Consider the following 23,167-nt stretch of genomic DNA (forward strand, 5'->3'; position numbering starts at 1 on the left):
CCGAAAGCCGTCACCGGCTAGAAGTCCGTGGTGTCGATCTCACAGTCGAAGGGAGCGGGCACGGTCAGCGGCTTCCCGAACGAGACCGTCCGGTGAGAGCGGTAGCCGCTCGGCGACGGGTCGGAGAAGCAGGTGATTTCCCGGTCCTGCATGTCGACCACCAGGTACAACGGCACGAGCTGCCCGTAGACCTGCAGCTTCTCGCACCAGTCTGCGTCCTTCGTGGAGACTGAAGTGAACTCGGCGACCAGAGCCAAGGCACCCGCATCTCCGTGCCGGCCGTCGCCTTGGAAGATGGATCGGTCAACGACGAAGAGATCCGGCCCGTAGGCGCGACCTGCCGCGGGGAAGCTGAACAGAAACGGGGCGTAGTCCGTTGCATGCCCATCGGGCGCGTGTGGCTTCAGCTGCTCCTTCAGGGACTCCATGGGCAGGAAATAGCGCAGCTTGGACCACGGTGACACGACGATCTTCCCCCGGATGAGCTCTGCCTTGAAGCCGTCTGGAGTATCCATCTCCTCAACGGTGTGCAGCAGGTCCTCGAAGGTCTGCGCCCCCACCTCGGTGTCTATGGGGGTGGGCTTTTCGATCATGGTGGTCACCGTGGTCCTCCGGGCGGCTGCGGTGTACTCATCGCGTTCTCGGCCTCACCTCAGGCTAGCGCCGCAGCCCCCCATCGCCCCGGCTTGTGCCTCCCTCACCCCTTCGGGTCTGTGGCAGGGACCAGCAGCTCCGCCACCTCCCGGGCCCGGTGGGCCGGGGTCGGTCCAGGGGTGAAGGAGGCCAGGACCGTGGCGCCCTCGACCAGGATCAGGAGCTGGTCGGCGAGAGTCGGTGGGCCGGTTGTCAGGTCGGCTAGGAGGGTGCGGAGCTCTGACTTGTGGGTGCGGACGACCTCCGGGGCGGTGGGGCCGAGTTCTCCGTACGCGTTGATGAACGCGCAGCCCCGGAAGTCGGGCTCGGCGAACCACTCCGCCAGCCAGTCGAAGACCGCGCGTACCCGGTCCCGGGGGTCGGACGGGCGGGTGGCCGCCGCGCGGAGGGAGTTCAGCCAGCGGCCGTCCCGGCGTTCCAGGTAGGCGGTGACCAGGGATTCCTTGGCGGGGAAGAGCCGGTACAGCCGTTTCAGCGGGACCCCGGAGGCGGTGCGGATGCGGTCCATGCCGACGGCCTGGATGCCGTGCGTGTAGAACAGCGCCTCCGCCGTGTCGAGCAGGCGGGTCCTGGCCTCTTCGTCGTCCATGGGGGAAGGGTAGTCCGGATTCGGCTGTGAGGAGAACGCGCGTTCTCGTAGAGTGGAGAACGAGCGTTCTCTACTTTCGCCGGTTCCTGCTGGAAGGCATCGCCATGACCCGACCGCCCCTGCCGCCCTTCACCGAAGAGACCGCCCGCGCCAAGGTGCAGGCCGCCGAGGACGCCTGGAACACCCGCGACCCCGAACGCGTCGCCCTCGCCTACACCGAGGACTCCGAGTGGCGCAACCGCGACCGGTTCCTCCGGGGCCGGGACGAGATCCGCTCCTTCCTCGCCGACAAGTGGGCCCGCGAACTCGACTACCGGCTCCGCAAGGAGCTGTGGGCGTACACCGGCAACCGGATCTCCGTGCGCTTCGAGTACGAGTGGCACGACGCGGACGGCCAGTGGTGGCGCAGCCACGGCAACGAGCAGTGGGAGTTCGCCGACGACGGCCTCATGCGGCGGCGCGAGGCCAGCATCAACGACATCCCGATCGAGGAGTCGGAGCGCCGGCTCCGGTCGGTCTAGGAGGGCCTGGCGGCTGCACCGAGTCCGATCAGTGCCGCCGTGACCGCATCGGCTTGGCTGCGGGCGCCGTTGGCGTTCGGATGGATGAAGGTGCAGGCCTCGCCGTCGCCGGGGATCAGCGCGCAGGACGGCAGGGGCCGGTCGTCCTGCTGGGTGCCCTCGCCGGTCAGGTCGTCCTTCACCCCGTAGATCCATTTCTGGCCGCTGGGCGCGCACACGCCGTGCCCGGCGCTCGGCGTGTACGTGTCGACGTACGCATGGCCCGCTTGGGTGGCCTGGTTGCGGATGAGGTCGTTGAGGCGTCTCTCGACGGAGTCCAGCCACGGCATGTCCCCCTTGGCGACCGTCCCGAACCGGCGCCATTGCCCCCAGGTGCAGCCGGTGTTGGTGGTCGCGTTGCTGCCCACGATGGCCGGGTATCCGACGAGGGCGACCTTGGCGCGGGGTGCGCGCTGGTGGACGGCCTTCAGCATGGCCGTGTAGTCGGCGTCGAGATCGGCGAACTTCTGGGAGAGCCAGGCCGCGCCGTCCCTCTGTGTGTAGTACGTGGTGCACGGCTTGCCGAAGCCGAGGGCGCCGAGGCCCCGGGCGAGGCACTCCCGCAGGATGTCCTCGAAGCCGAGGGAGTTCCCGCCCACCCCGATGGTCACCAGGGAGGTGGTCGGGCTCAGGGCGTTCAGCTGTGGCGGATTGGGGCCGTACCGCCCCTCGGCCGGCTGTGGCTCCAGGACCCCCGCCCTGACCTCGGCGGCCCCGCAGGTCACGTCCGTGAGGGTGACCTGCAGTCGACGCGCCGCCTGGGAGGGGTAGTTGACCAGGGACCGGCCGCAGGTGTCCGCGGGGCCGCCGTTCCAGGGGCGTACGAAGGTGTTGGCGCTGTACGAGTCGCCGATCGCGACGTACTCGGCAGGAGCGGGGCGGGGGGCGGCCGCGGCCGGTGTGAGGGCGGCCGCGGTCGCCGCGAGTGCGGTGGCCGTGGCGAGTGCGGCGGCCTTGGCGGTGTTCAAGGCGTTCAAGGTGTTCAGGGCGTTCACGGCGTTCATGGCGGCGCCTCTTTCGGTGAGTGAGCCCGGGCCGGTCCCTGCGACTCATGTCACCAAAAGTAGCGTCGTTGACTACGGAGAGTAATGCCTCGAACGGGTGGTACCGCTTGACGGATCCTCAAGGAGAGCCGGTCCGCCCCGGCTCCCCGCCGCGCCGGCCGGTGTGCCGCTATGCCTGCCGGTGGGCCTGGGTGATCAGGTCGATGGCGACCTCCAGCGTGGCCATCCGCTTCTCCTCCGGGTCGCCCTCCACGTGCTGGAGGAACATCATTCCGGCGTGCATCGTGAAGAGCGCGCTGACGCACCGGACCTGGTCGGCGAGCGGTGCGTCGTCCGTGCGGAGCAGGTCCACCATGGTGAACATCCGCTGCTTGAAGGTCTCGCCGATGCTGAGCTCGCGCATCGTCGCCTGGTTCTCCTGCATGAAGCGGTACAGCGGGGCCGCCCCGCTCAGTGCGCTGCTGTAGCGGCGCAGGATCTCCTGCTTGTTCTCCAGGGTGCGGGGCTGCGCCTCGGCCCAGGTGATCAGCTCGTCGATGGGCCGGGTCAGGTCCTGGAAGAGGCTGATGATGATCTCTTCCTTGGTCTTGAAGTGGTAGTACAACGCGGCCTTCGTGACCTCCAGCCGCTCGGCGATCTCGCGGAGGGAGGTCTTCTCGTACCCCTGCTCGGCGAAGAGCTCCAGCGCGACGTCCTGGATGCGCTGGCGCGTGTTCCCGCGGCGCTGCTGCGTACTGCTGGACATGGCTCTCCCCACTTACTTACTTGACGCCCGGCTAGTACGGGTCTACCTTCCCAGTGTAGTGAACTAGCCGGGCGGCAAGTAAGTCCCGGGACGGGGAGTGGCGACGTGAGTGACCAGGGCGGGAATTCCGGCAAGGCGGACACCTCGGGGGAGGTGAAGCCGCGCAGCGTGCGCGTGGTGCTGCTCGCGCTCATGATCGCGATGCTGCTGGCGATGCTCGACAACATGATCATCGGTACCGCGATGCCGACGATCGTGGGCGAACTGGGCGGCCTGGAGCACCTGTCATGGGTGGTCACCGCCTACACCCTGGCCACCGCGGCCTCGACTCCGATCTGGGGCAAGCTCGGCGACATGTACGGGCGGAAGGGCTCCTTCCTCACCTCCATCGTCATCTTCCTGATCGGCTCCGCGCTCAGCGGCATGGCGCAGGACATGGGCCAGCTGATCGGCTTCCGTGCCGTCCAGGGCCTCGGCGCCGGCGGTCTGATGGTCGGCGTCATGGCGATCATCGGCGACCTGATCCCGCCCCGAGAGCGGGGCAAGTACCAGGGCATGATGGCCGGCGTGATGGCCCTCGCCATGATCGGCGGACCGCTGGTCGGCGGCACCATCACCGACCACATGGGCTGGCGCTGGTCCTTCTACATCAACCTGCCGCTGGGCGCGGTGGCGCTGGCCATGGTGACCGCGGTCCTGCACCTGCCCAAGAAGGAGCGGGTCAAGGCCACGATCGACTACCTGGGCGCCGCGCTGCTCACCGTCGCGATCACCTCGACCGTACTGGTCACCACTTGGGGCGGCACCGAGTACGCCTGGGGCTCGGCGGAGATCATCGGGCTCAGTGCCGTCGGAGTGCTGACGATCGCCGGCTTCCTGTTCGCCGAGCGGCGTGCGGTCGAGCCGATCATGCCGCTGCACATCTTCCGCAGCCGCAACTTCACCCTGATGTCCGCGATCGGCTTCCTGACCGGCTTCGCGATGTTCGGCGGTGTGCTCTACCTGCCGCTGTTCCAGCAGTCGGTGCAGGGCGCGTCCGCCACCAACTCGGGTCTGCTGCTGCTCCCGATGCTGCTGTCCATGATGCTGGTCTCGCTGGTGGCCGGCCGGGTGACGACCAACAGCGGCAAGTACAAGGTCTTCCCCATCGTGGGCGGCGCGCTGATGGTGGTCGGGCTGTTCCTGCTCGCGCAGATGGACACCGGCACCTCGCGGTTCGAGTCCGGCATCTACATGGCCGTCCTCGGTGCCGGTCTCGGCTTCCTGATGCAGATCACCATGCTGGTCGCCCAGAACAGCGTGGAGATGAAGGACATGGGCGTCGCCTCCTCCTCCGCCACCCTCTTCCGCACGCTGGGCGGCTCCTTCGGAGTGGCCCTGATGGGCTCCCTGTTCACCAGCCGGGTGCAGGACACCATGACGGACCGGCTGGGCGAAGCGGGCGGTGCGGCGACCGGTGGATCGGCGCAGCTGGACGCCGCCAGCCTGGCGAAGCTGCCGGAGGCGGTGCGGGAGGCGTACCAGCACGCGGTGGCGGCCGGCACGCACTCGGCGTTCCTGCTGGGCGCGGTGGTCGCGGTCCTCGGCTTCGCGGCGGCCTGGTTCGTCAAGGAGGTGCCGCTGCGCGGTGCGGGCCCGGCCGCGGCCGAACCCTCCGACGAGCCGGCCGCCCCGGCCCCCGCGGTCGGCGAGCCGGTCGCGCGCTGACCTCCGCTCTTCCGTACCGCTGACCGCGGACGATGGCACGGCCGACGACACAACCCCCGGTGGATCCACGGATCCGCCGGGGGTTGTGTCGTGAACGCCCCATTATCTGAAGTTTATGGGCTAATGACCGGGAACCCTCGAGCTGAGCTCCACGTCCTGACTGACGGAACCTCAAGCCGGACGGGGGGTGGACACTTTATGGCGCGCACGCTCAAGGCGATCACCCAGAACACCCGGGCCCGAATAGCCGTCGCCGCGTCGGCAGCGGTGGTCGCGGCCACCGTGTGGGGCGTGGGGGCCCTCGCCGACAGCGGTCCGGCCGCCGACGGCAACCGCGGGAGCGTGGCGAGCGAGCGTGAGGTGAACGGCCGGGCGATACCCCAGGGGCCCCAGGCACCCCGGGCACCCCGGGGTCCGAAGGTGCCGGAGGGCATCGCGCACGCCTCGGAGAGGCGGAAACGCCGTGAACATCACCATCGACGACGGTCCGGACCCGAAGTGGACCCCGAAGGTGCTCGACGTGCTGAAGCGGTACGAAGTCAAGGCGGTGTTCTGCATGGTCGGCCCGCAGGCCCGACAGCACCCGGACCTGGTGAAGAGGGTGGTCGCCGAGGGCCACCGGCTCTGCGACCACACCATCGACCACGACACCGGCATGGACGAGAAGCCGGTGGAGTACCAGGAGAAGCAGATCCTCGAGGCCGCGAAAATGATCGAGGACGCGGCCGGCGGCGCCGAGGTCGAGTACTACCGGGCGCCCGGCGGGGCCTTCACCCCGGACAGCCGGCGCATCGCCGCCGCCCACGGCATGCGGCCGCTCGGCTGGAACGTGGACAGCAAGGACTACACGACCCCGGGCGTGCAGACGATGGTCGACACCGTGCAGTCGGAGCTGGAGAACGGCCCGACCGTGCTCTTCCACGACGGAGGCGGGAACCGCTCCCGGACCGTCGAGGCCCTCGACCGGGTGCTGGCCTGGCTGAAGGAGCAGGGCCGTCCGACCGGCTTCCCGGTCCGCACCGCCCCCTGACGCCCCTTGACGCACCGTCCCTTGACGCACCGTCCCCTGACGCACCGTCCCCTGTCCCCGAGCGTCACCCCGCCCCCGTCTCTGCTCCGGACACGCCGCCCGCCTCCGGACGGGTGAGGGTCGGCGCCGCCGGGGCTCCCGCGGTGTTCCCTGGTGGGGCAGGGGTCCGACCCTGCCCCACCCGGAGCCCAGGAGCCCAGGAGCCCCCGTGACCATCTCGCCCGCCAAGCTGTCCGACCCCGTCGTCAGCGCCCTCGTCGCCGCGATCAACTCCCGCGACAAGGAAGCCTTCCTCGGCCTCCTGACCGCCGACGCGACCATGTCCGACGACGGCTCGGACCGGGACCTCCAGGAGTGGATCGACAAGGAGATCTTCGACTCCTCCGGCCACATGGACGTCCAGTCCGAGTCCGACGGCGGCCGCGCCCTGGTCGCCGACTTCCGCAACGACACCTGGGGCGAGATGCGCACCGCCTGGCGGTTCACCATCGCCCCCGGCGGCGGCAAGATCAGCCGCTTCGAGACCGGTCAGGCCTGAGTCGCCGCAGCCTCCCGCGCCACTCGCAGCGCCGCCGCCGTGAAGCGCTCGTTCTCCGGAGCGTTGTTCTTGACGGGGAACGTGAACCGGCGGCGGGTGTAGGCGTACGCGACCCCGGTCGCCGGGTCCGCGAAGGACTGCCCGCCCGAGGCGCCGCTGTGCCCGAAGGCCTGCGGACCGGCCGCCGGCTGGGTCTCGAAACCCAGCCCGAAGTGGTCGGCATCACCGGTGACCTGGTCCGCGCCCGGCGTGTGCAGCCGCGCCACCTCGGCCGCCGTCTCCGGCTTCAGCAGCCCGTCCAGCGCGGCCGCGTACAGCCCGGCCACGCCGCGCGCGCTGCCCACGCCGCCCGCCGAGGCCGGGCCCTGCGCGATGACCGCGGGATGGTTGCCGTACCCGACGATGTCCATCGGCGGGGTTCGGTGCAGGTTGAACGCCACCGCCAGCAGCTTCGGCGGAGCCGGGGCGGCCGCCTGGAGCGCCTCGCCCTCGGGCGTGGGGACGCCCGCCAGCACCGGCTTCCAGCGGTCCTTCAGCCCGGCCGGCAGACCCAGGTACAGGTCCAGCCCGTACGGGGCCCGGATGCGCTCCTCGTACACCTCCTGAAGCGACTTCCCGGTCACCCGCCGCACCACCTCACCGGTCAGCGCCCCGATGACGAAGCCGTGGTAGCCGTACGCCGTCCCGGGCGTCCAGTACGGCTTCTGCCCGGCCAGCCGGGCCGCGACCAGCGCGTCGTCCGCCAGCTCCTCGACCGAGAAGCCCTCGTCGGTGCCGATCAGCCCGGAGCCGTGGGCGGTCAACTGCCGGACGGTCAGCCGCTCCTTGCCCTCGCCGGTGAACTCCGGCCAGTACTCCACCACCGGGCGGTCCAGGTCCAGTACGCCGTCCTGTGCGAGCAGCGCCACCACCAGGTGGGCCGCGCCCTTGGTGATCGAGTACACCCCGGACAGCGTGTCCCCGTCGGTGTCCTCGCCGGCCCACAGGTCGACCACGCGACGGCCCTGGTGGACCACCGCCAGCTGGGCCTCGGGCGAGTGCGCCTCGCCCGCTATGAAGGCGGCGAACTCCTCCCGCACCGGCTCCCAGCCCGCCGCCACCGTGCCGTTGACTTCCCCGTACGTGCTCATACCGTCCCCCGAGATCGTTTGGCTTGTCCCGTCGCTCCCAACCGGCACTCGTGCGGTGATATTCCGTACTCCCGGGACGCGCCGGTCCTGGCTCCCGTACGGGTGAATGCGCGCCCGGCGTCGTTCCGGGCCGCCGGAGGGCCCCGTTGCTCCCGGTATGAAGCGCACCCGAATCGCCGCACTCGCCCTCGCCACGGCCGCCGCCGCCCTGACCCCGACCCTCGTCGAGGCCTCCGCCGCCGACGGCAGCTCGTTCCTGCAGGACCCTGCGGGCGGCGAGAAGGAGATGCGTTCGACCAAGGACAAGAAGTACAAGGTGGAGGGCCAGGTCCGGTTCCATCCGGGGGTGGTCTACACGATGGTTCCCCGGACCGGCGGGAAGGGCGACCCGGACTGGGGCGGGAACACCCCGGACCCCAAGACCCTTGCCTGGGAGCCGAAGTTCGAGTTCGCCTGGGCGGTCTCCGAGGTGGCGCTGCTGAAGAAGACGCTCTCGTCGAACGGGAAGCACCCCGTCGTCCTGCACGCCACCCTGTGGACGGCGGACCGCACCAAGGCGGCCGAGGTGCACAGCGACGTCAAGGACCGCCCGGCCGAGGGCAGCGCCACGCTGCCCGGCGGCAAGCGGATCGCCTGCGACACGGGGGCCTACACGGTCGAGTGGTCGGTCACCCGCTCCGGCCACGGGTCCGTCGGCGGCAGGCTGAAGTGGAACGCGGACTGCGAGCAGTACCGGACGGCATTCAGCCAGAGCGATTCCCGCTGAGCGGGGAGGGGGAAGGAGAGCGAAAGAGGGGGGCCGCGCCCGAGCACCTTGTGGGCGCTATGGGGCGAAGGGGGCTGCGGACTCGGATCGCGTGCCGGATCAGCCAGGGAAGAGGCCCGGAAATTCAGGTCGAACAGGTTGAGCTGGTCTCACAGGTCGGAACCGTCGAGCAGGTGGTGCGGGTCAGGGCTTCTTGGACTGCTCGCGGGACTTGTTCGCGATGTCCTCGAGGACGGCCTTGGCGTCGGCGCCCGGTTCCACGGCCCGGCCGATGTTGCGCTTGATGGTGTCGCTGACCGTCACCCAGTTCGGGTTGTTCACCGGGTACAGCTGAGCACTGCGCAGGGCGGCCAGGAACTGCTGGTCGTTCTTGTCCATTCCGCCGCCCGCAGGGGTGCGGGACGCGGTGACCGTGGACGGCAGCAGGTGGTACCGGCCGGCGAAGTCGGAGAGGTTCTTGTCCTGGTAGAGGAATTCCAGGAACGTGCCGATCTGCTGCCGGTGGTCGTTCTGGTTGAAGGCCACCATCCAGTCGGCCACGCCGACCGCCGGCGGCCGCTCCGAGATGCTCAGCCCGTCGTTGACCGGCATCTCCACGGCGCCCACGGAGATCCCCTTGGCCCGCGCCTCGTGGGCGAGGGAGGGGTAGCCGTTCAGCATGCCGACCTCGCCCCGCACGAAAGCGTTGAAGGCGTCCTGGCGGTTGAAGCGGCCGGGCGCGACCGGGCCCACCAGGCCGGGCGAGACCAGGTTCTCCTTGAGCCACTTGAAGGTCTGGACGTTCTGCTCGGAGGCCAGGCTGTAGTTGCCGGCGCTGTCGACGTAGCCGCCGCCGTTGCTGAGCTCCCAGATCATCGCCTCCGCGTGCGCCTCCTCCGGGCCGAGCGGCAGGGCGTACGGGAACTTCACGCCCTTCCCCTTCAGCACCTCGGCGGCCTCCTTCAGCTCCGACCAGGTCTTCGGCGGCGAGACCCTGGCCTTGGCGAACAGCCCCTCGTTGTAGAAGAGCAGCCGGCTGCTCGCCACGAAGGGCAGTCCGTAGAGGGCGCTGCCGATCGAGCCGGCCTCGGCGAGGGGCTGCAGGAAGTTGGCCTCCGCCCTGACCGAGAGCAGGTCCTCCGCCGGATACAGCTTGCCCTGGGCGGCGAAGTCCGAGTAGGAGCCCATGAGGGCCATGTCGGGGGCTTTACCGGCCTTTACCAGGCGGCTGACCTCGCGGTCGATCTCGGCCCACGGCAGCAGCTTCACCTCGACCTTGAGGCCGGGGTGCTGGGCGGTGAAATCGGCCGTCACCTTGTCCCAGAAGGCCTTGGAACTGGTCTCGGGTGTGTTGCCGTATTCGGCGGCGACCAGCTTGAGGGTGGCGTCCTCGCCGTCGCCGGAGCTACTGCCGCAGCCGGAGAGTGGTATCAGGAGGCCGAGCGCGGCCGTGGTCGCGGCCGCCCCGAAGAATCTTCGTCGCACGGGTGAATTCCCCTGGTCTTCTTTTGGTTACTTACGAGTTGCTTCGGGCCCCGGTGTCCCGAGGTGACCCGATGGCCGGAATTCTCTCCTGAAGGCGGGGTGATTGATTGCACGGGGGCGGCACTTGTGGTCAATGCTCCAAGTGGCGCTTTTCCGGCTGGTGTTTTCCGATATGTGATCGACAATTCCGACGCGCGTAGACATGCCGAATGCCCGTTTCCGACGGGCGGAACGGGTCTTGGGGTCAGGCAGGGATCAGGAGCGGGTCAGGACGGGACCGGGAGCGGGTCGGGAGCCGGATCAGGCCGGAAACTCACCGGCGTACGGGTCCGGGTCGCCGGTTTCCGGGTTGCGGCCTTCCTGCCAGCGGCGCTGCGCCTTCCGCCAGTGCACGAAGCTGAGCCGCCCGCCGTCCCAGAAGGTGATGCTCACCGGGCTCACGTCGAACTCGTCGGAGAAGAGCCGGTACAGGAATTCCGCCATGCCGTACGGATGGACGGTAAAGGTGTCCGCGGTGTGCCGGCCGCAGACCAGAACCGGCCAGCGGTCCGGGTCGGGATCCGAGGTGAGCCAGCACAGGATGTCGGAGCCGGCCGTCACCCCCCAGGCGAGGATCGACTCGGGATCGATGTCGAAGGCGGCACGGCCGCCCTCGGCGGTCCAGATCTGCCGGGCGTTCTCGGTCTCCTCGGCCATCTCCGCCGGGTCCCACTGGAGGCCCGGCTTGGGCAGCGGCAGCAGGATGCTGGCCTCGCCGTTGATGGTGCCGGCGCCGAAGCGGCCCATGAAGGCGACGAAGTCGGCGGGGAAGCGGGTGCGCCAGGCCGCCTCGGCGGCCTGCCAGTCGATGTCCTCATCGGCGCCGTGGGTGGCGGGCATGAGCTGTTCCAGCGCCTTCAGCTGCGCGTTCTCCGTCATCGCCGCTCCCCGACCCGCCTGTTGCCCAACCGTCCCAACTTACCGTGCACCCCGTGGGCCTTGACCAGGGCCCTGCGGCGGGCCGGTCCTGTCCGCCCGGACAAGGGTGATGCCGAGCCGGCTGCCCGGCCGGACGCCCCAGCGGGCCAGCGCGCCGGCCTCCGCCTCCAGGACGTGGCGGGCACGCAGCCGGGGCAGCCCCAGCCGGCCGGGCGGCATCGTGGTGACCGCCAGCACCTCGAAGGCGCGACCGAGGTAGGCCACATCGATCGCGAAGCGCATCCGGAAGGTGTGGACGCTCGCGGCCGGGGTCAGCAGCAGGGCGCCGTCGATCCCGTCCCGGCCGAGCAGGCCACGGGTCCGGGCCCGGTAGGAGGCGGCGATCTCCAACGGCACGGCGAGACCGGCCCCGCCCTCCGCATCCTCGAAGTCCGTGGGGCCGTCCGGGCCGTCCGGGCCGATGTGCAGCAGGGCCGGGCCGTCCCGGAGGTGCCGGTGGCGCATGGCGGCGGTGCTCCTTCCCTGGGCGTCGGTCCAGGTTAGGGGGATTGGGCCCCCGGGCCCATGGCCCTTCCGGCCGCGCATCCCTAGGGTCGGCGGGATGGGGCTGCTCGTGATCGTTCTTGCCGCGGTGTACGGCGTGGCCGCCGGGCTGATGCTGCCGCGCGCCGCGTACCGGCTCTCGGTGGAGCCGGGGGAACCCTGGCAGGGCCGGTGCCCCCGCGGACATCCGATCGGGGGCTGGCTCGGACCCGCCCGCTGCGGGGCCTGCCTCCAGGGCACCCGGCACCGTCCCGCCCCGCATCCTCCCGCCCCCCACCGGTACGGCCCGCACCCCGGCCCCGTCGCCGCGGTGTGCGCGGCGGTGTGCGCTGCGGTCGGGGCTGCGGTCGGGGCCCGGCCCGAGGCCGCCGTCCTCGTCGGGCTGGCGCCCGTACTGGTGCTGCTCGCCCTCGTGGACCTCGCCGTGCACCGGCTGCCCGACGTGTTGACCCTGCCGCTGGCCGCCGCCGTCGCGGCCGGGCTCGGCGCGGTCGCCCCGCTGCCCGGGGCCGGCGGGTCCTGGCCGGCCGCGGTGGCCGGCGGGGCCGGGCTCGGCGCGGCGTACCTGCTGCTGTTCGCGATCAACCCGGCCGGAATCGGATTCGGAGACGTCAAGCTCGCGCTCGCGCTCGGGGTCGCTCTTGGGTGGTACGGGTGGGGGGTATGGATCGCCGGGGCGTTCCTCGGCTTCCTCTACGGCGCCCTGTACGGCCTCGGACTGCTCCTCACCGGGCGCGCGGGGCGTCGTACGGCGTTTCCGTTCGGCCCCTTCATGGCCGGCGGCGCCCTTACCGGAGTGCTGCTGGGCGGATTCGGAGCGTAATCGTCGCGCGCCAATGCACGCAGCAGGCTTTACGAAGGGTTATGGTGGAACCCCCCCCTCGGGCCGGTCCGTATCCCCCCCACGGACCGGCCCGTTTTCTGTTCCCGCCCCGTCCGGTGCAAAAGCGCAGGTCAGCCGCGCTGGGCCCAGATGTTGGTGCCGGGGGTGGACACCGCGAAGGTGTCGATCTCCTTCAGTTCGGCCTCGGACAGCGGGGCGCCGGCCAATGCGGCGACGTTCTCCTCCAGCTGCGACACGCTCGACGCACCGATCAGCGCCGAGGTCATCCGCTCGTCCCGCAGCACCCAGGTCAGTGCCAGCTGGGCCAGCGACTGGCCGCGCCGGGCCGCGATCTCGTTGAGGCCGTTGAGGCGGCGGACCACCTCGTCCGAGAGCAGGTCCGGGTTCAGGGACTTGCCCTGGGCGGCCCGCGAGCCCTCCGGGATGCCCTTCAGGTACTTGCCGGTGAGCAGCCCCTGGGCGAGCGGCACGAAGGAGATGCACCCCATGCCCGCCTCCTCCAGGGTGTCGAGCAGACCGTCCTCCTCCGTCCAGCGGTTGATCATGGAGTAGGAGGGCTGGTGGATCAGCGGGCGGACACCCATCTCGCGCAGCAGCCCGGCCGCCTCCGCCGTCTGCTCGGCGGTGTAGGAGGAGATGCCGACGTACAAGGCCTTGCCCTGCCGGACCGCGGACGCGAGCGCGCCCATGGTCTCCTCCAGCGGGGTCTCCGGGTCGAACCGGTGCGAATAGAAGATGTCGACGTAATCCAGGCCCATCCGCTTCAGCGAGGCGTCGAGCGAGCCCATCAGGTACTTCCGACTGCCCCACTCCCCGTACGGGCCGGGGTGCATCAGGTAGCCGGCCTTGGTGGAGATCACCAGCTCCTCGCGGTGCGCCGCGAAGTCCTGCGCAAAGATCTTGCCGAAGTTCAGCTCGGCCGAGCCGGGCGGCGGCCCGTAGTTGTTCGCCAGGTCGAAGTGGGTCACACCCAGGTCGAAGGCCCGCCGCAGGATGGCCCGCTGGGACTCCAGGGACCTGTCGTCACCGAAGTTGTGCCAGAGGCCGAGGGAGATCGCGGGGAGCTTGAGGCCGCTGCGCCCGGTGCGGCGGTACTCCATGGAGTCGTACCGCGAGGCCTCTGCCCGATAGAGATTGGTATCAGTCACGTTGTCCTCCCTATCACGGACTTGTGACAGACCGAGTTGGGCCAGCCCTCCCCGTGCGCAGTAATGTGGCGCACTCGGGGGACCGCAATTCGCACGGGGGCATTGCACGGAGGGGCTGGAGGATCGTGAAGTTGCGCGACCTGGTGTACAGGCTGTACGCACGCCGGGTGGAAGGCCGCCTCGACCATGCCGCGGTGCCCAAGCACATCGGCGTCATCCTGGACGGCAACCGGCGCTGGGCGAAGGCGTCCGGCGGTACCACCGAGCAGGGCCATCAGGCCGGGGCCGACAAGATCTCGGAGCTCCTGGGCTGGTGTGAGGAGACCGACGTCGAGGTCGTCACCCTGTGGATGCTGTCCACGGACAACCTGGACCGGCCGGAGGTCGAGCTCCGCCCCCTGCTGGCGATCATCGAGAACACCGTACGGAACCTCGCGGCGGACGGGCGCTGGCGCGTCCACCACGTCGGCAATCTGGACATCCTGCCCGGGCACACCCAGGCCGTGCTGAAGGAAGCCGAGCAGGGCACCGCCGACGTCAAGGGGATACTCGTCAACGTGGCCGTGGGCTACGGCGGCCGCCAGGAGATCGCCGACGCGGTCCGCTCGCTGCTGCTGGAGCACCACGAGAAGGGCACCTCGATCGAGGAGCTCGCCGAGATCCTCGACATCGACCACATCTCGGAGCACCTCTACACCCGCGGCCAGCCCGACCCGGACCTGGTGATCCGCACCAGCGGCGAGCAGCGGCTGTCCGGATTCATGCTCTGGCAGAGCGCCCATTCCGAGTACTACTTCTGCGAGGTCTTCTGGCCGGCCTTCAGGAAGGTCGACTTCCTGCGGGCGCTGCGCGACTACGCGGCCCGGCACCGGCGCTACGGCACCTGACGGTTCCTCGGGAGCCACGCCCGCCCCGCACGCACCCCTCGCAAGGCCTTCACCAGGGATTCACCGAGCGTCCGTCATATGCCATGGCATGGCTGTGCACGTTCGAGGGAATATCACTGGCAGGTCGACGCCCGATCCACGGGTGTCGAGTCTCAGCGGACGGCACAGGGCCGTCCGCCCGGGAGGCCCTTTGCACCAGGACGCACGTGCGGTTCGCACGGACGGAGTGGAGGGGCCGGAAATCGGCCCTGGCATGGGAGCCGATGACCGGTCCGGTCTTCATGGCCCGACCTCTTCCGAGGGGGTACGTCCTTCCGTGGTGACCAGCACAAAGCGCCGCCTGCCCGACAGGCGGACCTACGTCCTCGACACCAGTGTCCTGCTGGCAGATCCTCACGCCTTCTCCCGATTCGACGAGCACGAGGTCGTGCTCCCGATCGTGGTGATCACCGAGCTGGAGGCCAAGAGGCACCATCCCGAACTCGGCTACTTCGCCCGGCAGGCCCTCCGCCTGCTCGACGACTTCCGGGTCCGGTACGGCCGCCTCGACGCCCCCATCCCGCTGGGCGATCTGGGCGGCAGCCTCCGTGTCGAGCTCAACCACTCCGACCCCGGGGTACTTCCGGCCGGCTTCAGGCTGGGGGACAACGACTCGCGGATCCTCGCGGTCGCCCGCAACCTGCAGGCCGAGGGGTACGACGTCACGGTCGTGTCGAAGGATCTCCCGCTGCGCATCAAGGCCTCGTCGGTGGGCCTGCTCGCCGAGGAGTACCGCGCGGAGCTCGCGATCACCGATGGCGGCTGGACCGGCATGAGCGAGCTCTCCCTCTCCGGGGAGCAGGTCGACCTCCTCTACTCCGAGGAGCGGCTGTACGTACCGGAGGCCGCCGACATGCCCGTGCACACCGGGCTGGTCCTCCAGTCCGAGCGCGGCAAGGCGCTGGGCCGGGTCACCGCCGACGGGAACGTGAAGCTGGTGCGGGGCGACCGGGAGGCCTTCGGGCTGCACGGCCGCAGCGCCGAGCAGCGGATCGCCCTCGACCTGCTGCTCGACCCGGAGGTCGGGATCGTCTCCATGGGCGGCCGGGCCGGCACCGGAAAGTCGGCGCTGGCCCTGTGCGCGGGCCTGGAGGCCGTACTGGAGCGGAGGCAGCATCAGAAGGTGATGGTCTTCCGGCCGCTGTACGCGGTGGGCGGGCAGGAGCTCGGCTACCTGCCCGGCGACCAGGGCGAGAAGATGAGCCCCTGGGCGCAGGCGGTCTTCGACACCCTCTCCTCGGTGGCCGGCCGTGAGGTGATCGAGGAGGTGCTGGGCCGCGGCATGCTGGAGGTGCTGCCGCTGACGCACATCCGCGGGCGTTCGCTGCACGACGCGTTCGTCATCGTCGACGAGGCCCAGTCGCTGGAACGGAACGTCCTGTTGACCGTTCTGTCCCGGGTCGGGGCGAATTCGCGGGTTGTCCTGACCCATGACGTGGCCCAGCGGGACAACCTCAGGGTCGGCCGGTACGACGGAGTGGTCGCCGTGGTCGAGAAGTTGAAGGGCCACCCGCTCTTCGCGCACGTCACGCTGACGCGTTCGGAGCGCTCGCCCATCGCGGCCCTGGTCACGGAGATGCTCGAAAACATCTGAAAACACCCATAGGTGGAAAGGGAGTTGGCGCCGTCCGGCAAAGGCGAAGGAGCCTAGCCGGGCGGCGCCCCCTTGCACAGGTGTTTTCTCAAACCCCGGGCGACATCCGAGGTGTGAGCTTTCCCACGCAACGGATAATTGCCTTGCGGTGTCGGGGTCCGGCAGAGTCTGTTTTCCGTCAGGCCCCGCATACGGCACAGCTGTACCCACAACTCAAGAGTCGACCGCCGTATGCCGCCCGCATCGGGCCAGTTGCCTCCAGTGACCGCAGTAACCGGAGGCCAGTGCAAGGGGCGCTCTTGCGGCCGCTGCGGTCACGTTGCGGTCGCTGCTGGAAGGACACCGTGTGAGCCGGATCTCGGTCCGGGGATTCGCCGTGGCATCCGCCACCGCGGTCACCACCGTCGGCGCTGTCGTGGGCGTTGCCACGGGCGACCCCTCGAACGATCTCGAAACGACCGCGTCGGGCGCCACGCTCCTCGCGGACATTCCGGTGGGCGAGCAGGCCTCGGTCCAGACCGCGTCCCTGACGCAGCAGGCCGACGCCATCGCCCTGTCCGCCGACGCCGACGCGAAGAAGTCGGCCGAGGAGGCAGCGCGCATCCAGGCCGCCAAGGACGCCAAGGACAAGAAGGCGGCCGCCGAGGCCGCCGAGGCCAAGGCGAAGAAGGAGCGCGACGAGAAGGAGCAGGCCGCCAGCCGGTCCGCCACCCGCGACAGCTCCGACTTCCAGGTCCAGAGCAGCTACACGGTCGCCCAGGTCAAGGCCATCGCCAAGCAGATGGTTCCGGCCAACCAGTTCCAGTGCTTCTCCAACATCGTGAACCACGAGTCCACCTGGAACTACCGGGCCCAGAACCCGTCCTCCGGCGCCTACGGTCTGGTCCAGGCCCTGCCGGGCTCCAAGATGAGCACGGCCGGAGCCGACTGGCGCACCAACCCCGCCACCCAGATCGAGTGGGGCCTGAACTACATGAACAAGCGCTACGGCAGTCCCTGCGGCGCCTGGTCGTTCTGGCTGGCCAACAAGTGGTACTAGCGGTTCCGGCCGCGCCGCCGCTCAACCTCGGGGAGCCCCGCACCGTCCTTCGGTGCGGGGCTCCTCGCGTGTACGGTCGACGAGGCGCTGGACGGACCGGGCGGGGGAAGGGAACGAGATGGCGAAGAGAGCAGGCTGGCTGGGCCGGCTCGGCAACAAGCTGAACCGGATGGAGGCGCGCCTCAACGAGCGGCGTGCCGAAGTCGAGGCCGAGGCCAGGGGCGAGACCGAGCCGCCCGCCGTTCCCGCGGCAGCCGGCGCCGGGGCCGCCGCCGCTCCCGCGGGCGCCCAGGCCGGGGTTGCGGCCGCGCCGGTGCCCTCCGCGGCCGGTGTCGCCGCGACCGTGCAGGCGCCCGCCGCCGCAGTCCACCCGGGTGCGGTGCCCGCCCGCCCCGACCCGGCCAGCATGGTCCCCTGGGGCGTCCGGGTGGCCGCCGAGGCCAGCTGGCGGCTCCTGCTGCTCGCCGGGATGCTCTGGGTGATGATGCGGGTCATCAGCGAGGTGCGGCTGGTCGTCCTCGCCTTCGCGGCCTCCCTGCTGATCACCGCGATGCTCCAGCCCTTCGTGGTCCGGCTGCGCCGCTACGGTCTGCCGCGCGGCCTGGCCACCGCCGTCACCGCGGTCCTCGGCTTCGTGGTCATCGGACTGGTCGGCTGGTTCGTGGTCTGGCAGGTCATGGAGAACCTGGACGACCTCTCCGACCGGGTCAAGGACGGCATCAACGAGCTCAAACTGTGGGCCCTGGACAGTCCGTTCCATGTGACCGAGAAGCAGATCAACGACATCGCCAAGAACCTCACCGAGACGATCGGCTCCAACACGGACGAGATCACCTCCGCCGGGCTCCAGGGCGTCACGGTGATGGTCGAGGTGCTGACGGGCATTCTGCTCGCCATGTTCTCCACCCTCTTCCTGCTCTACGACGGGAAGCGGATCTGGCAGTGGGTGCTGGGCCTGGTCCCGGCGGTCGCCCGCCCCGGCGTCGCCGGCGCCGGCCCGCGCGCCTGGCGCACCCTGACCGCGTACGTGCGAGGCACGGTGCTCGTCGCCCTCATCGACGCCATCTTCATCGGCCTCGGGATCTACTTCCTGGACGTGCCGATGGCGGTCCCGCTGGCCGTCTTCATCTTCCTGTTCGCCTTCATCCCGCTGGTCGGCGCGGTGGTCTCCGGCGCCCTGGCCGTGGTCGTGGCCCTGGTGACCCAGGGGGTGTTCACGGCGCTGATGGTGCTCCTGGTCGTCCTCGCCGTGCAGCAGATCGAAGGGCACGTGCTCCAGCCGTTCATCCTCGGCCGGGCGGTACGGGTCCACCCGCTCGCCGTGGTCCTCTCGGTGGCCGCCGGCGGCATGATCGCCGGAATCGGGGGAGCGGTGGTCGCGGTTCCGCTGGTCGCCGTCACCAACACGGTCGTCGGCTACCTGCGGGTGTACTCGCACGAACGCGAGGTGCGGGTCGGCCCGGCCCCGCACGGAGCCACGGCGCTGGCCGCCACGCTTCCGGCCGACGAGGGGGAGAGCAGGCCCGGTGATCGGCGAACCTGAGCTCGACGACAGCTCCGAGTTCCCCGAACGCCCGCAGGAGCGGGCGGATGCGGGGGAAGCGGGGGAAGCGGGCGGACCCGTCGGCGCGGGGGAGCACCGGGCCCGCCCCGCCTGGCAGTGGGCGCTCGCCGGAGCCGTGGCCGCCTCCGCGCTGTGGGCGGGCGGGCTGGCCCTCGTACCGGAGCGCGAGGGGGCGCCGCCGATCGCGTACGGGATCCCGACGCAGCTGTGCGACAAGGTCGAGGTGGCCGCGCTGACCCGGATCACCGGCGACCTGCGGCCGCAGCGCCGCGACAACGAGCGCCTGCACGAGGCCGTGGACCTGGCCTGGTGCGGGCTGGGCAACTCGTCGACACCGGAGCAGGAGGCGGGCAGCGAACCGTACCTCGAATACGACGTGACGGTGACGCTGGAACTCCACAAGAAGGCCGATCCGGCCGTGGAGTTCGACGCGGGCCTGGAGGCCGCACCGTACGAGGGCACGGCCGCGACCGAGGTGTCGGAAGTGGTCGGAGTCGCCGAACGCGCCCTGATGTACGGGTCCGGCCCCCGGCGCGGGCCCCGGCTCAAGGTCCTGGACGGCGGGGCGGTGATCACCCTGCAGACGAACTGGTCGATGTCCGGGAACGACCTCGGGGAAGGGGTCGAGTTCCCGCCGGAGCCCGATGAGCAGGCGCTCCAGGCTGCGATGATCGAGGACATGCGCGCCCTGCTGGCGGCGCTCAGGAAGTAGGGGCAGGGGGGCCCGAATGATCAGTGAGCCGGAGCTCGACGGGGAGTGGGAGGACGGCCGCCCGGCCGAGCCGGTGGGTCCGGCCCAATCACCCGTGCCACCGGTCCGCGGGCCGTCCCGGCCGTGGCGGTGGGCGCTGGGCGGCGCCCTGGCCGGCTCGGCGCTGTGCGCCGGCGGGCTCCACCTCGCCGGGGCATGGCCCACCACCGGGCCGGAGGTGGCGTACCGGCTCCCGGAGAACCTGTGCAAGGTGCTGGAGGTGCCGGCCCTGACCCGGATCGGCGGCAATCTGCACGGCAACGGGCCCGAACACCGGGAAGTACCGCACCCGGTGCTGGACCAGGCGGTCTGCATGCTGTCGTCCGGCGAACGGAAGGCGCGGCTGGGCTACTTCGTGACCGCGCAGGTGGCCCTGCACAAGAAGGCCGACCCCGCGACCGAGTTCGAGGTCGAGCCGCTGCTGTACGAGGACTCGCCGGAGCGGTCGCTGGTACCGGGGCTGGGCGAGCGGGCGCTGATGTTCGTCCAGGACTCGGGCGACGGCGTGGAACTGAAGGTCCTCGACGGCGGGGCGGTGTTCCGGCTGTCGGCCTCGGCCACGGACTTCGGGGACGGCGGATCTGACGGAGAGCGCGCCCGGATGGACCCGACCGCGGTGCAGGCAGCTCTGATCGAGGACATGCGCGCGCTGATGGAAGCGCTGCGCAAGGAGTAGGGGGCTGATCAGCCCTTGCGGGCCGTGGGCCGGCCGGCAGCCAGCAGCTCGGCGACGTCGAGGGTCACCTTGGCGCCGACCGAGTCGGGGAGCGTGACCTGCTGGCCGGCGGCGTAGAGCGTGTGGCTGCCGTACTCGCCGTCGGCCGGGTCCGTCAGGACGTGCACGCGGTCGCTTCTGCGGTCGACAATGACGTAGACGGGGATTGCCGCCTGGGCGTAGACCCGGACCTTGTTCTTGAGGTCGTTGTTGTAGTTGCTGCTGGTGACCTCGACGACCAGTCGGAAGCAGGCCGGGTCGTAGCAGTTGAACTCGGCCTCGTGTTCCAGGAGGTCGGAGTCGACCACGGCCAGGTCGGGGATGGCATAGTCCGCTGGGCCGCTCGGCAGCCACAGGCCGATGCCCTGGAGGACCTCGGAATCAGGTCCGTGCAGGCCGGCAGCGAGGAACGGGATCATCAGGCTGGTCAGGACGCTGGCGTGTGGGCCATTCGCCGGTGGGGCCACGGTGATGTTCCCTTCGATGATCTCGACGCGATACCCCGGCAGCCGCTCCATGATCAGATCAGCGGTTTCGAGCAGGGATGCGGGGCCGTTGTCAAAGGGGTGCTCGACTGCTGCGGCAGACATGGCGCCTCCTGGTGGTGGGTGTCGAGACCATCATCGTAGGGCGGTACGTCGCCGAAGTGCCGGATGCGCTCCGTCCACCCGAACGTGCGAAAGAGCCCCTGGCATGTGCCAGGGGCTCTTTCGGCAAGCAGGTCGAACCGCGGTGACTACTCGGCGGCGAGCGCCGCCTCCGCGTCCAGGGTGACGGCAACCGCCTGGATCACCGAGGCGATCTTGAAGGCCTCCTGGATGGTGTCCCGGTCCACGCCGGCCTTGCGGAGCACCTGCTCGTGGGAGTCCAGGCACTGCCCGCAGCCGTTGATCGCGGAGACCGCGAGCGACCAGAGCTCGAAGTCGACCTTCTCCACGCCCGGGTTGCCGATGACGTTCATCCGCAGACCGGCCCGCAGGGTGCCGTACTCCGGGTCGGAGAGCAGGTGGCGGGTGCGGTAGAAGACGTTGTTCATCGCCATGACCGCGGCGGCGGACTTGGCGGCGGTGTACGCCTCCGGCGACAGGTTGGCCTTCGCCTCCGGCTCCAGCTCACGCAGGACGATCGGGGAGCGGGCGGCGATCGCGCAGGACAGGACCGTGCCCCACAGCTGCTGCTGCGGCAGGTCGCTGTTGCCGATGACCGAACCGAGGTTCAGCTTCAGGTCCTTGGCGAAGTCCGGTACGGCGGACTTGAGGGTGTCGAGGGACACGGGTCACTCACCGGCCAGCAGCGCGCCGGCGTCGAGGGTGTCCTCGCCCTTGGTCCAGTTGCAGGGGCACAGCTCGTCGGTCTGCAGGGCGTCGAGGACCCGCAGGACCTCCTTCGGGTTCCGGCCCACGGAGCCGGCGGTCACCATCGAGAACTGGATCTCGTTGTTCTGGTCGACGATGAAGACGGCGCGCTGCGCGAAGCCGTCCTCGCCCTGCACGCCACAGGCCTGCATGAGCTCGTGCTTGGAGTCGGCCAGCATCGGGAAGGGCAGGTCACGCAGGTCGGCGTGGTCCTTGCGCCAGGCGTGGTGGACGAACTCGGAGTCGCCGGAGACGCCGAGGATCTGCGCGTCGCGGTCGAGGAACTCGTCGTTCAGCTTGCCGAAGGCGGCGATCTCGGTCGGGCAGACGAAGGTGAAGTCCTTCGGCCAGAAGAACACCACGCGCCACTTGCCCTCGTAGGTCTTGTGGTCGATCTGCGCGAATTCCTTGCCGGCCTCGAGCGAGACGCAGGCGGTCAGATCGTAGGTGGGGAACTTGTCACCGACAGTGAGCACGTGCTCTCCTTGCTGAATGGAAAGTGACCCTTTTGGGGGCTTTCCAAAGGGGTTGGACGGATCTCACATGCTGGCACAGCTGCATTGATTACAGAAATAGCTAGTCTTGTGTCGAGCGATCGGAGGTACCTATCAGTGGCCATGAGTAACAGGGGAGCCAAGCAGCCCACCCTTGCCCAGCTCCGCGCCTTTGCCGCCGTCGCCGAGCACCTGCACTTCCGGGACGCCGCCGCGGCCATCGGCATGAGCCAGCCCGCCCTCTCCGGCGCGGTCTCCGCGCTGGAGGAGGCCCTCGGCGTCCAGCTGCTGGAGCGCACCACCCGCAAGGTGCTGCTCTCCCCGGCGGGCGAACGGATCGCCGCCCGCGCCCGCCTCGTGCTCGACGCGATGGGCGGACTGCTGGAGGAGGCCGAGGCGGTCCGGGCCCCCTTCACCGGGGCGCTGCGCCTCGGCGTGATCCCCACCGTGGCGCCCTATCTGCTGCCCACCGTCCTGGGGCTCTTCCACCGCCGCTGGCCGGGCATGGAGCTCCAGGTCCACGAGGAGCAGACCTCCTCGCTGCTGGAGGGGCTGGCCGGCGGGCGGCTCGACCTGCTGCTGCTCGCGGTGCCGCTGGGTGTGCCCGGGGTCACCGAACTGCCCGTCTTCGACGAGGACTTCGTCCTCCTCGCGCCCCGCGACCATCCGCTCGCCGGGCGGCGGGACATCCCGCGCGAGGAGCTGCGCGGGCTGCACCTGCTGCTCCTCGACGAGGGGCACTGCCTGCGCGACCAGGCCCTGGACATCTGCCGGGAGGCCGGCCGGACCGACGGCGCCGACGTCACCACCACCGCCGCCGGACTCTCCACCCTCGTCCAACTGGTCGCCGGGGGACTGGGGGTGACCCTGCTGCCGAGGACCGCGCTGCGGCTGGAGACCACCCGCAACGAGTACCTGGCCACCGGGTACTTCGCCGAGCCCGCGCCCTCCCGCCGGATCGCCCTGGCCATGCGGACCGGAACCGCCCGCGCGGAGGAGTTCCGCGCGGTCGCGGCCGGCCTGCGGGAAGCCGTACGGCCGCTGCCGGTGTGGCCCGCGGAGTAGGCCCTGCCGGGGCCCTGGTTCCGC

At 70.2% G+C, this 23,167-nt stretch carries 24 protein-coding genes and 1 pseudogene; 13 read left to right on the forward strand and 12 right to left on the reverse strand.

What is annotated here, in order from left to right; translation table 11 throughout:
- Positions 1 to 17: 17 nt before the first annotated feature.
- A complete protein-coding gene (locus AB0447_RS21710) occupies positions 18 to 593 on the reverse strand; it encodes a Uma2 family endonuclease (protein WP_366478404.1) in 576 nt (191 codons plus the stop codon).
- Between the two features lie 104 nt (positions 594 to 697).
- The gene (locus AB0447_RS21715; protein WP_366478344.1) at positions 698 to 1,243 is read right to left on the reverse strand and encodes a helix-turn-helix domain-containing protein; all 546 of its coding nucleotides are present in this window, start codon (positions 1,241 to 1,243) and stop codon (positions 698 to 700) included.
- A 104-nt stretch (positions 1,244 to 1,347) separates the two neighbouring features.
- On the opposite strand from AB0447_RS21715, the gene AB0447_RS21720 reads away from it, so the two are divergent.
- Positions 1,348 to 1,764 carry a nuclear transport factor 2 family protein gene (locus tag AB0447_RS21720; protein ID WP_366478345.1) on the forward strand — a complete coding sequence of 139 codons (417 nt, stop codon included), beginning with the start codon at positions 1,348 to 1,350 and terminating at the stop codon, positions 1,762 to 1,764.
- Here the strand turns inward: AB0447_RS21720 and AB0447_RS21725 are convergent.
- On the reverse strand, positions 1,761 to 2,807 hold the full coding sequence (locus AB0447_RS21725) for an SGNH/GDSL hydrolase family protein (RefSeq protein ID WP_366478346.1): 1,047 nt from the start codon (positions 2,805 to 2,807) through the stop codon (positions 1,761 to 1,763). The two genes, AB0447_RS21720 and AB0447_RS21725, sit on opposite strands and share 4 nt — an antisense overlap.
- Positions 2,808 to 2,976: 169 nt before the next feature.
- Positions 2,977 to 3,552: a helix-turn-helix domain-containing protein gene (locus AB0447_RS21730; protein WP_366478347.1), complete on the reverse strand. Its 576-nt coding sequence runs from the start codon at positions 3,550 to 3,552 to the stop codon at positions 2,977 to 2,979.
- Between the two features lie 105 nt (positions 3,553 to 3,657).
- On the opposite strand from AB0447_RS21730, the gene AB0447_RS21735 reads away from it, so the two are divergent.
- The 3 genes and pseudogenes from AB0447_RS21735 (at position 3,658) to AB0447_RS21745 (ending at position 6,827) form a co-directional block, all read left to right on the forward strand.
- Positions 3,658 to 5,259 (forward strand): MDR family MFS transporter, encoded by a 1,602-nt coding sequence (locus AB0447_RS21735; protein WP_366478348.1) that lies wholly within the window; start codon positions 3,658 to 3,660, stop codon positions 5,257 to 5,259.
- A 198-nt stretch (positions 5,260 to 5,457) separates the two neighbouring features.
- Positions 5,458 to 6,289, forward strand: a pseudogene (locus AB0447_RS21740) (polysaccharide deacetylase family protein).
- A 208-nt stretch (positions 6,290 to 6,497) separates the two neighbouring features.
- A complete protein-coding gene (locus AB0447_RS21745) occupies positions 6,498 to 6,827 on the forward strand; it encodes a nuclear transport factor 2 family protein (RefSeq protein ID WP_366478349.1) in 330 nt (109 codons plus the stop codon).
- Here the strand turns inward: AB0447_RS21745 and AB0447_RS21750 are convergent.
- Entirely contained in the window at positions 6,818 to 7,957 is a 1,140-nt protein-coding gene (locus AB0447_RS21750) for a serine hydrolase domain-containing protein (protein WP_366478350.1), read from the reverse strand. The genes AB0447_RS21745 and AB0447_RS21750 overlap by 10 nt on opposite strands.
- Positions 7,958 to 8,114: 157 nt before the next feature.
- Between AB0447_RS21750 and AB0447_RS21755 the strand changes: the two genes are divergently transcribed.
- A complete protein-coding gene (locus AB0447_RS21755) occupies positions 8,115 to 8,723 on the forward strand; it encodes a hypothetical protein (protein WP_366478351.1) in 609 nt (202 codons plus the stop codon).
- A gap of 183 nt (positions 8,724 to 8,906) precedes the next feature.
- Here AB0447_RS21755 and AB0447_RS21760 read toward each other — a convergent pair whose 3' ends face one another.
- The 3 genes from AB0447_RS21760 to AB0447_RS21770 all read right to left on the reverse strand — a co-directional run bounded on the left by AB0447_RS21760 (position 8,907) and on the right by AB0447_RS21770 (position 11,609).
- Positions 8,907 to 10,187, reverse strand: a complete 1,281-nt coding sequence (locus AB0447_RS21760) for an extracellular solute-binding protein (protein WP_366478352.1) — start codon at positions 10,185 to 10,187, stop codon at positions 8,907 to 8,909.
- Positions 10,188 to 10,487: 300 nt separating this feature from the next.
- Complete coding sequence (locus AB0447_RS21765) at positions 10,488 to 11,105, reverse strand: SMI1/KNR4 family protein (RefSeq protein ID WP_366478353.1); 618 nt, start codon at positions 11,103 to 11,105, stop codon at positions 10,488 to 10,490.
- Positions 11,106 to 11,144: 39 nt separating this feature from the next.
- Complete coding sequence (locus AB0447_RS21770) at positions 11,145 to 11,609, reverse strand: DUF192 domain-containing protein (protein ID WP_366478354.1); 465 nt, start codon at positions 11,607 to 11,609, stop codon at positions 11,145 to 11,147.
- 97 nt (positions 11,610 to 11,706) lie between these two features.
- Between AB0447_RS21770 and AB0447_RS21775 the strand changes: the two genes are divergently transcribed.
- Positions 11,707 to 12,471, forward strand: coding sequence for an A24 family peptidase (locus tag AB0447_RS21775; protein ID WP_366478355.1), 765 nt, complete (start codon positions 11,707 to 11,709; stop codon positions 12,469 to 12,471).
- A 131-nt stretch (positions 12,472 to 12,602) separates the two neighbouring features.
- Here the strand turns inward: AB0447_RS21775 and mgrA are convergent, their stop codons facing one another.
- Positions 12,603 to 13,640: an L-glyceraldehyde 3-phosphate reductase gene (gene mgrA / locus AB0447_RS21780; protein ID WP_366478356.1), complete on the reverse strand. Its 1,038-nt coding sequence runs from the start codon at positions 13,638 to 13,640 to the stop codon at positions 12,603 to 12,605.
- Positions 13,641 to 13,765: 125 nt separating this feature from the next.
- On the opposite strand from mgrA, the gene AB0447_RS21785 reads away from it, so the two are divergent.
- The 6 genes from AB0447_RS21785 to AB0447_RS21810 all read left to right on the forward strand — a co-directional run bounded on the left by AB0447_RS21785 (position 13,766) and on the right by AB0447_RS21810 (position 20,190).
- Positions 13,766 to 14,527 carry an isoprenyl transferase gene (locus AB0447_RS21785; RefSeq protein WP_366478357.1) on the forward strand — a complete coding sequence of 254 codons (762 nt, stop codon included), beginning with the start codon at positions 13,766 to 13,768 and terminating at the stop codon, positions 14,525 to 14,527.
- Between the two features lie 316 nt (positions 14,528 to 14,843).
- The gene (locus AB0447_RS21790; protein WP_366478358.1) at positions 14,844 to 16,160 is read left to right on the forward strand and encodes a PhoH family protein; all 1,317 of its coding nucleotides are present in this window, start codon (positions 14,844 to 14,846) and stop codon (positions 16,158 to 16,160) included.
- Positions 16,161 to 16,506: 346 nt separating this feature from the next.
- Positions 16,507 to 17,199 carry a transglycosylase SLT domain-containing protein gene (locus AB0447_RS21795; RefSeq protein WP_366478359.1) on the forward strand — a complete coding sequence of 231 codons (693 nt, stop codon included), beginning with the start codon at positions 16,507 to 16,509 and terminating at the stop codon, positions 17,197 to 17,199.
- Between the two features lie 118 nt (positions 17,200 to 17,317).
- Positions 17,318 to 18,742 (forward strand): AI-2E family transporter, encoded by a 1,425-nt coding sequence (locus AB0447_RS21800; RefSeq protein WP_366478360.1) that lies wholly within the window; start codon positions 17,318 to 17,320, stop codon positions 18,740 to 18,742.
- Positions 18,726 to 19,475 (forward strand): hypothetical protein, encoded by a 750-nt coding sequence (locus AB0447_RS21805; RefSeq protein WP_366478361.1) that lies wholly within the window; start codon positions 18,726 to 18,728, stop codon positions 19,473 to 19,475. Before AB0447_RS21800 ends, AB0447_RS21805 begins: the two co-directional genes overlap by 17 nt.
- A gap of 16 nt (positions 19,476 to 19,491) precedes the next feature.
- Positions 19,492 to 20,190 (forward strand): hypothetical protein, encoded by a 699-nt coding sequence (locus tag AB0447_RS21810; RefSeq protein ID WP_366478362.1) that lies wholly within the window; start codon positions 19,492 to 19,494, stop codon positions 20,188 to 20,190.
- 8 nt (positions 20,191 to 20,198) lie between these two features.
- Here the strand turns inward: AB0447_RS21810 and AB0447_RS21815 are convergent, their stop codons facing one another.
- The 3 genes from AB0447_RS21815 to AB0447_RS21825 form a co-directional block, all read right to left on the reverse strand.
- On the reverse strand, positions 20,199 to 20,819 hold the full coding sequence (locus tag AB0447_RS21815; protein WP_366478363.1) for a Uma2 family endonuclease: 621 nt from the start codon (positions 20,817 to 20,819) through the stop codon (positions 20,199 to 20,201).
- A gap of 146 nt (positions 20,820 to 20,965) precedes the next feature.
- Entirely contained in the window at positions 20,966 to 21,502 is a 537-nt protein-coding gene (locus AB0447_RS21820) for an alkyl hydroperoxide reductase (RefSeq protein ID WP_366478364.1), read from the reverse strand.
- Between the two features lie 3 nt (positions 21,503 to 21,505).
- On the reverse strand, positions 21,506 to 22,060 hold the full coding sequence (locus AB0447_RS21825) for a peroxiredoxin (RefSeq protein ID WP_366478365.1): 555 nt from the start codon (positions 22,058 to 22,060) through the stop codon (positions 21,506 to 21,508).
- A 141-nt stretch (positions 22,061 to 22,201) separates the two neighbouring features.
- Between AB0447_RS21825 and AB0447_RS21830 the strand changes: the two genes are divergently transcribed.
- A complete protein-coding gene (locus AB0447_RS21830) occupies positions 22,202 to 23,143 on the forward strand; it encodes a hydrogen peroxide-inducible genes activator (protein WP_366478366.1) in 942 nt (313 codons plus the stop codon).
- Positions 23,144 to 23,167 lie beyond the last annotated feature (24 nt).

This window comes from Streptomyces sp. NPDC051211 (assembly GCF_040689505.1).
Classification (GTDB): domain Bacteria; phylum Actinomycetota; class Actinomycetes; order Streptomycetales; family Streptomycetaceae; genus Streptomyces.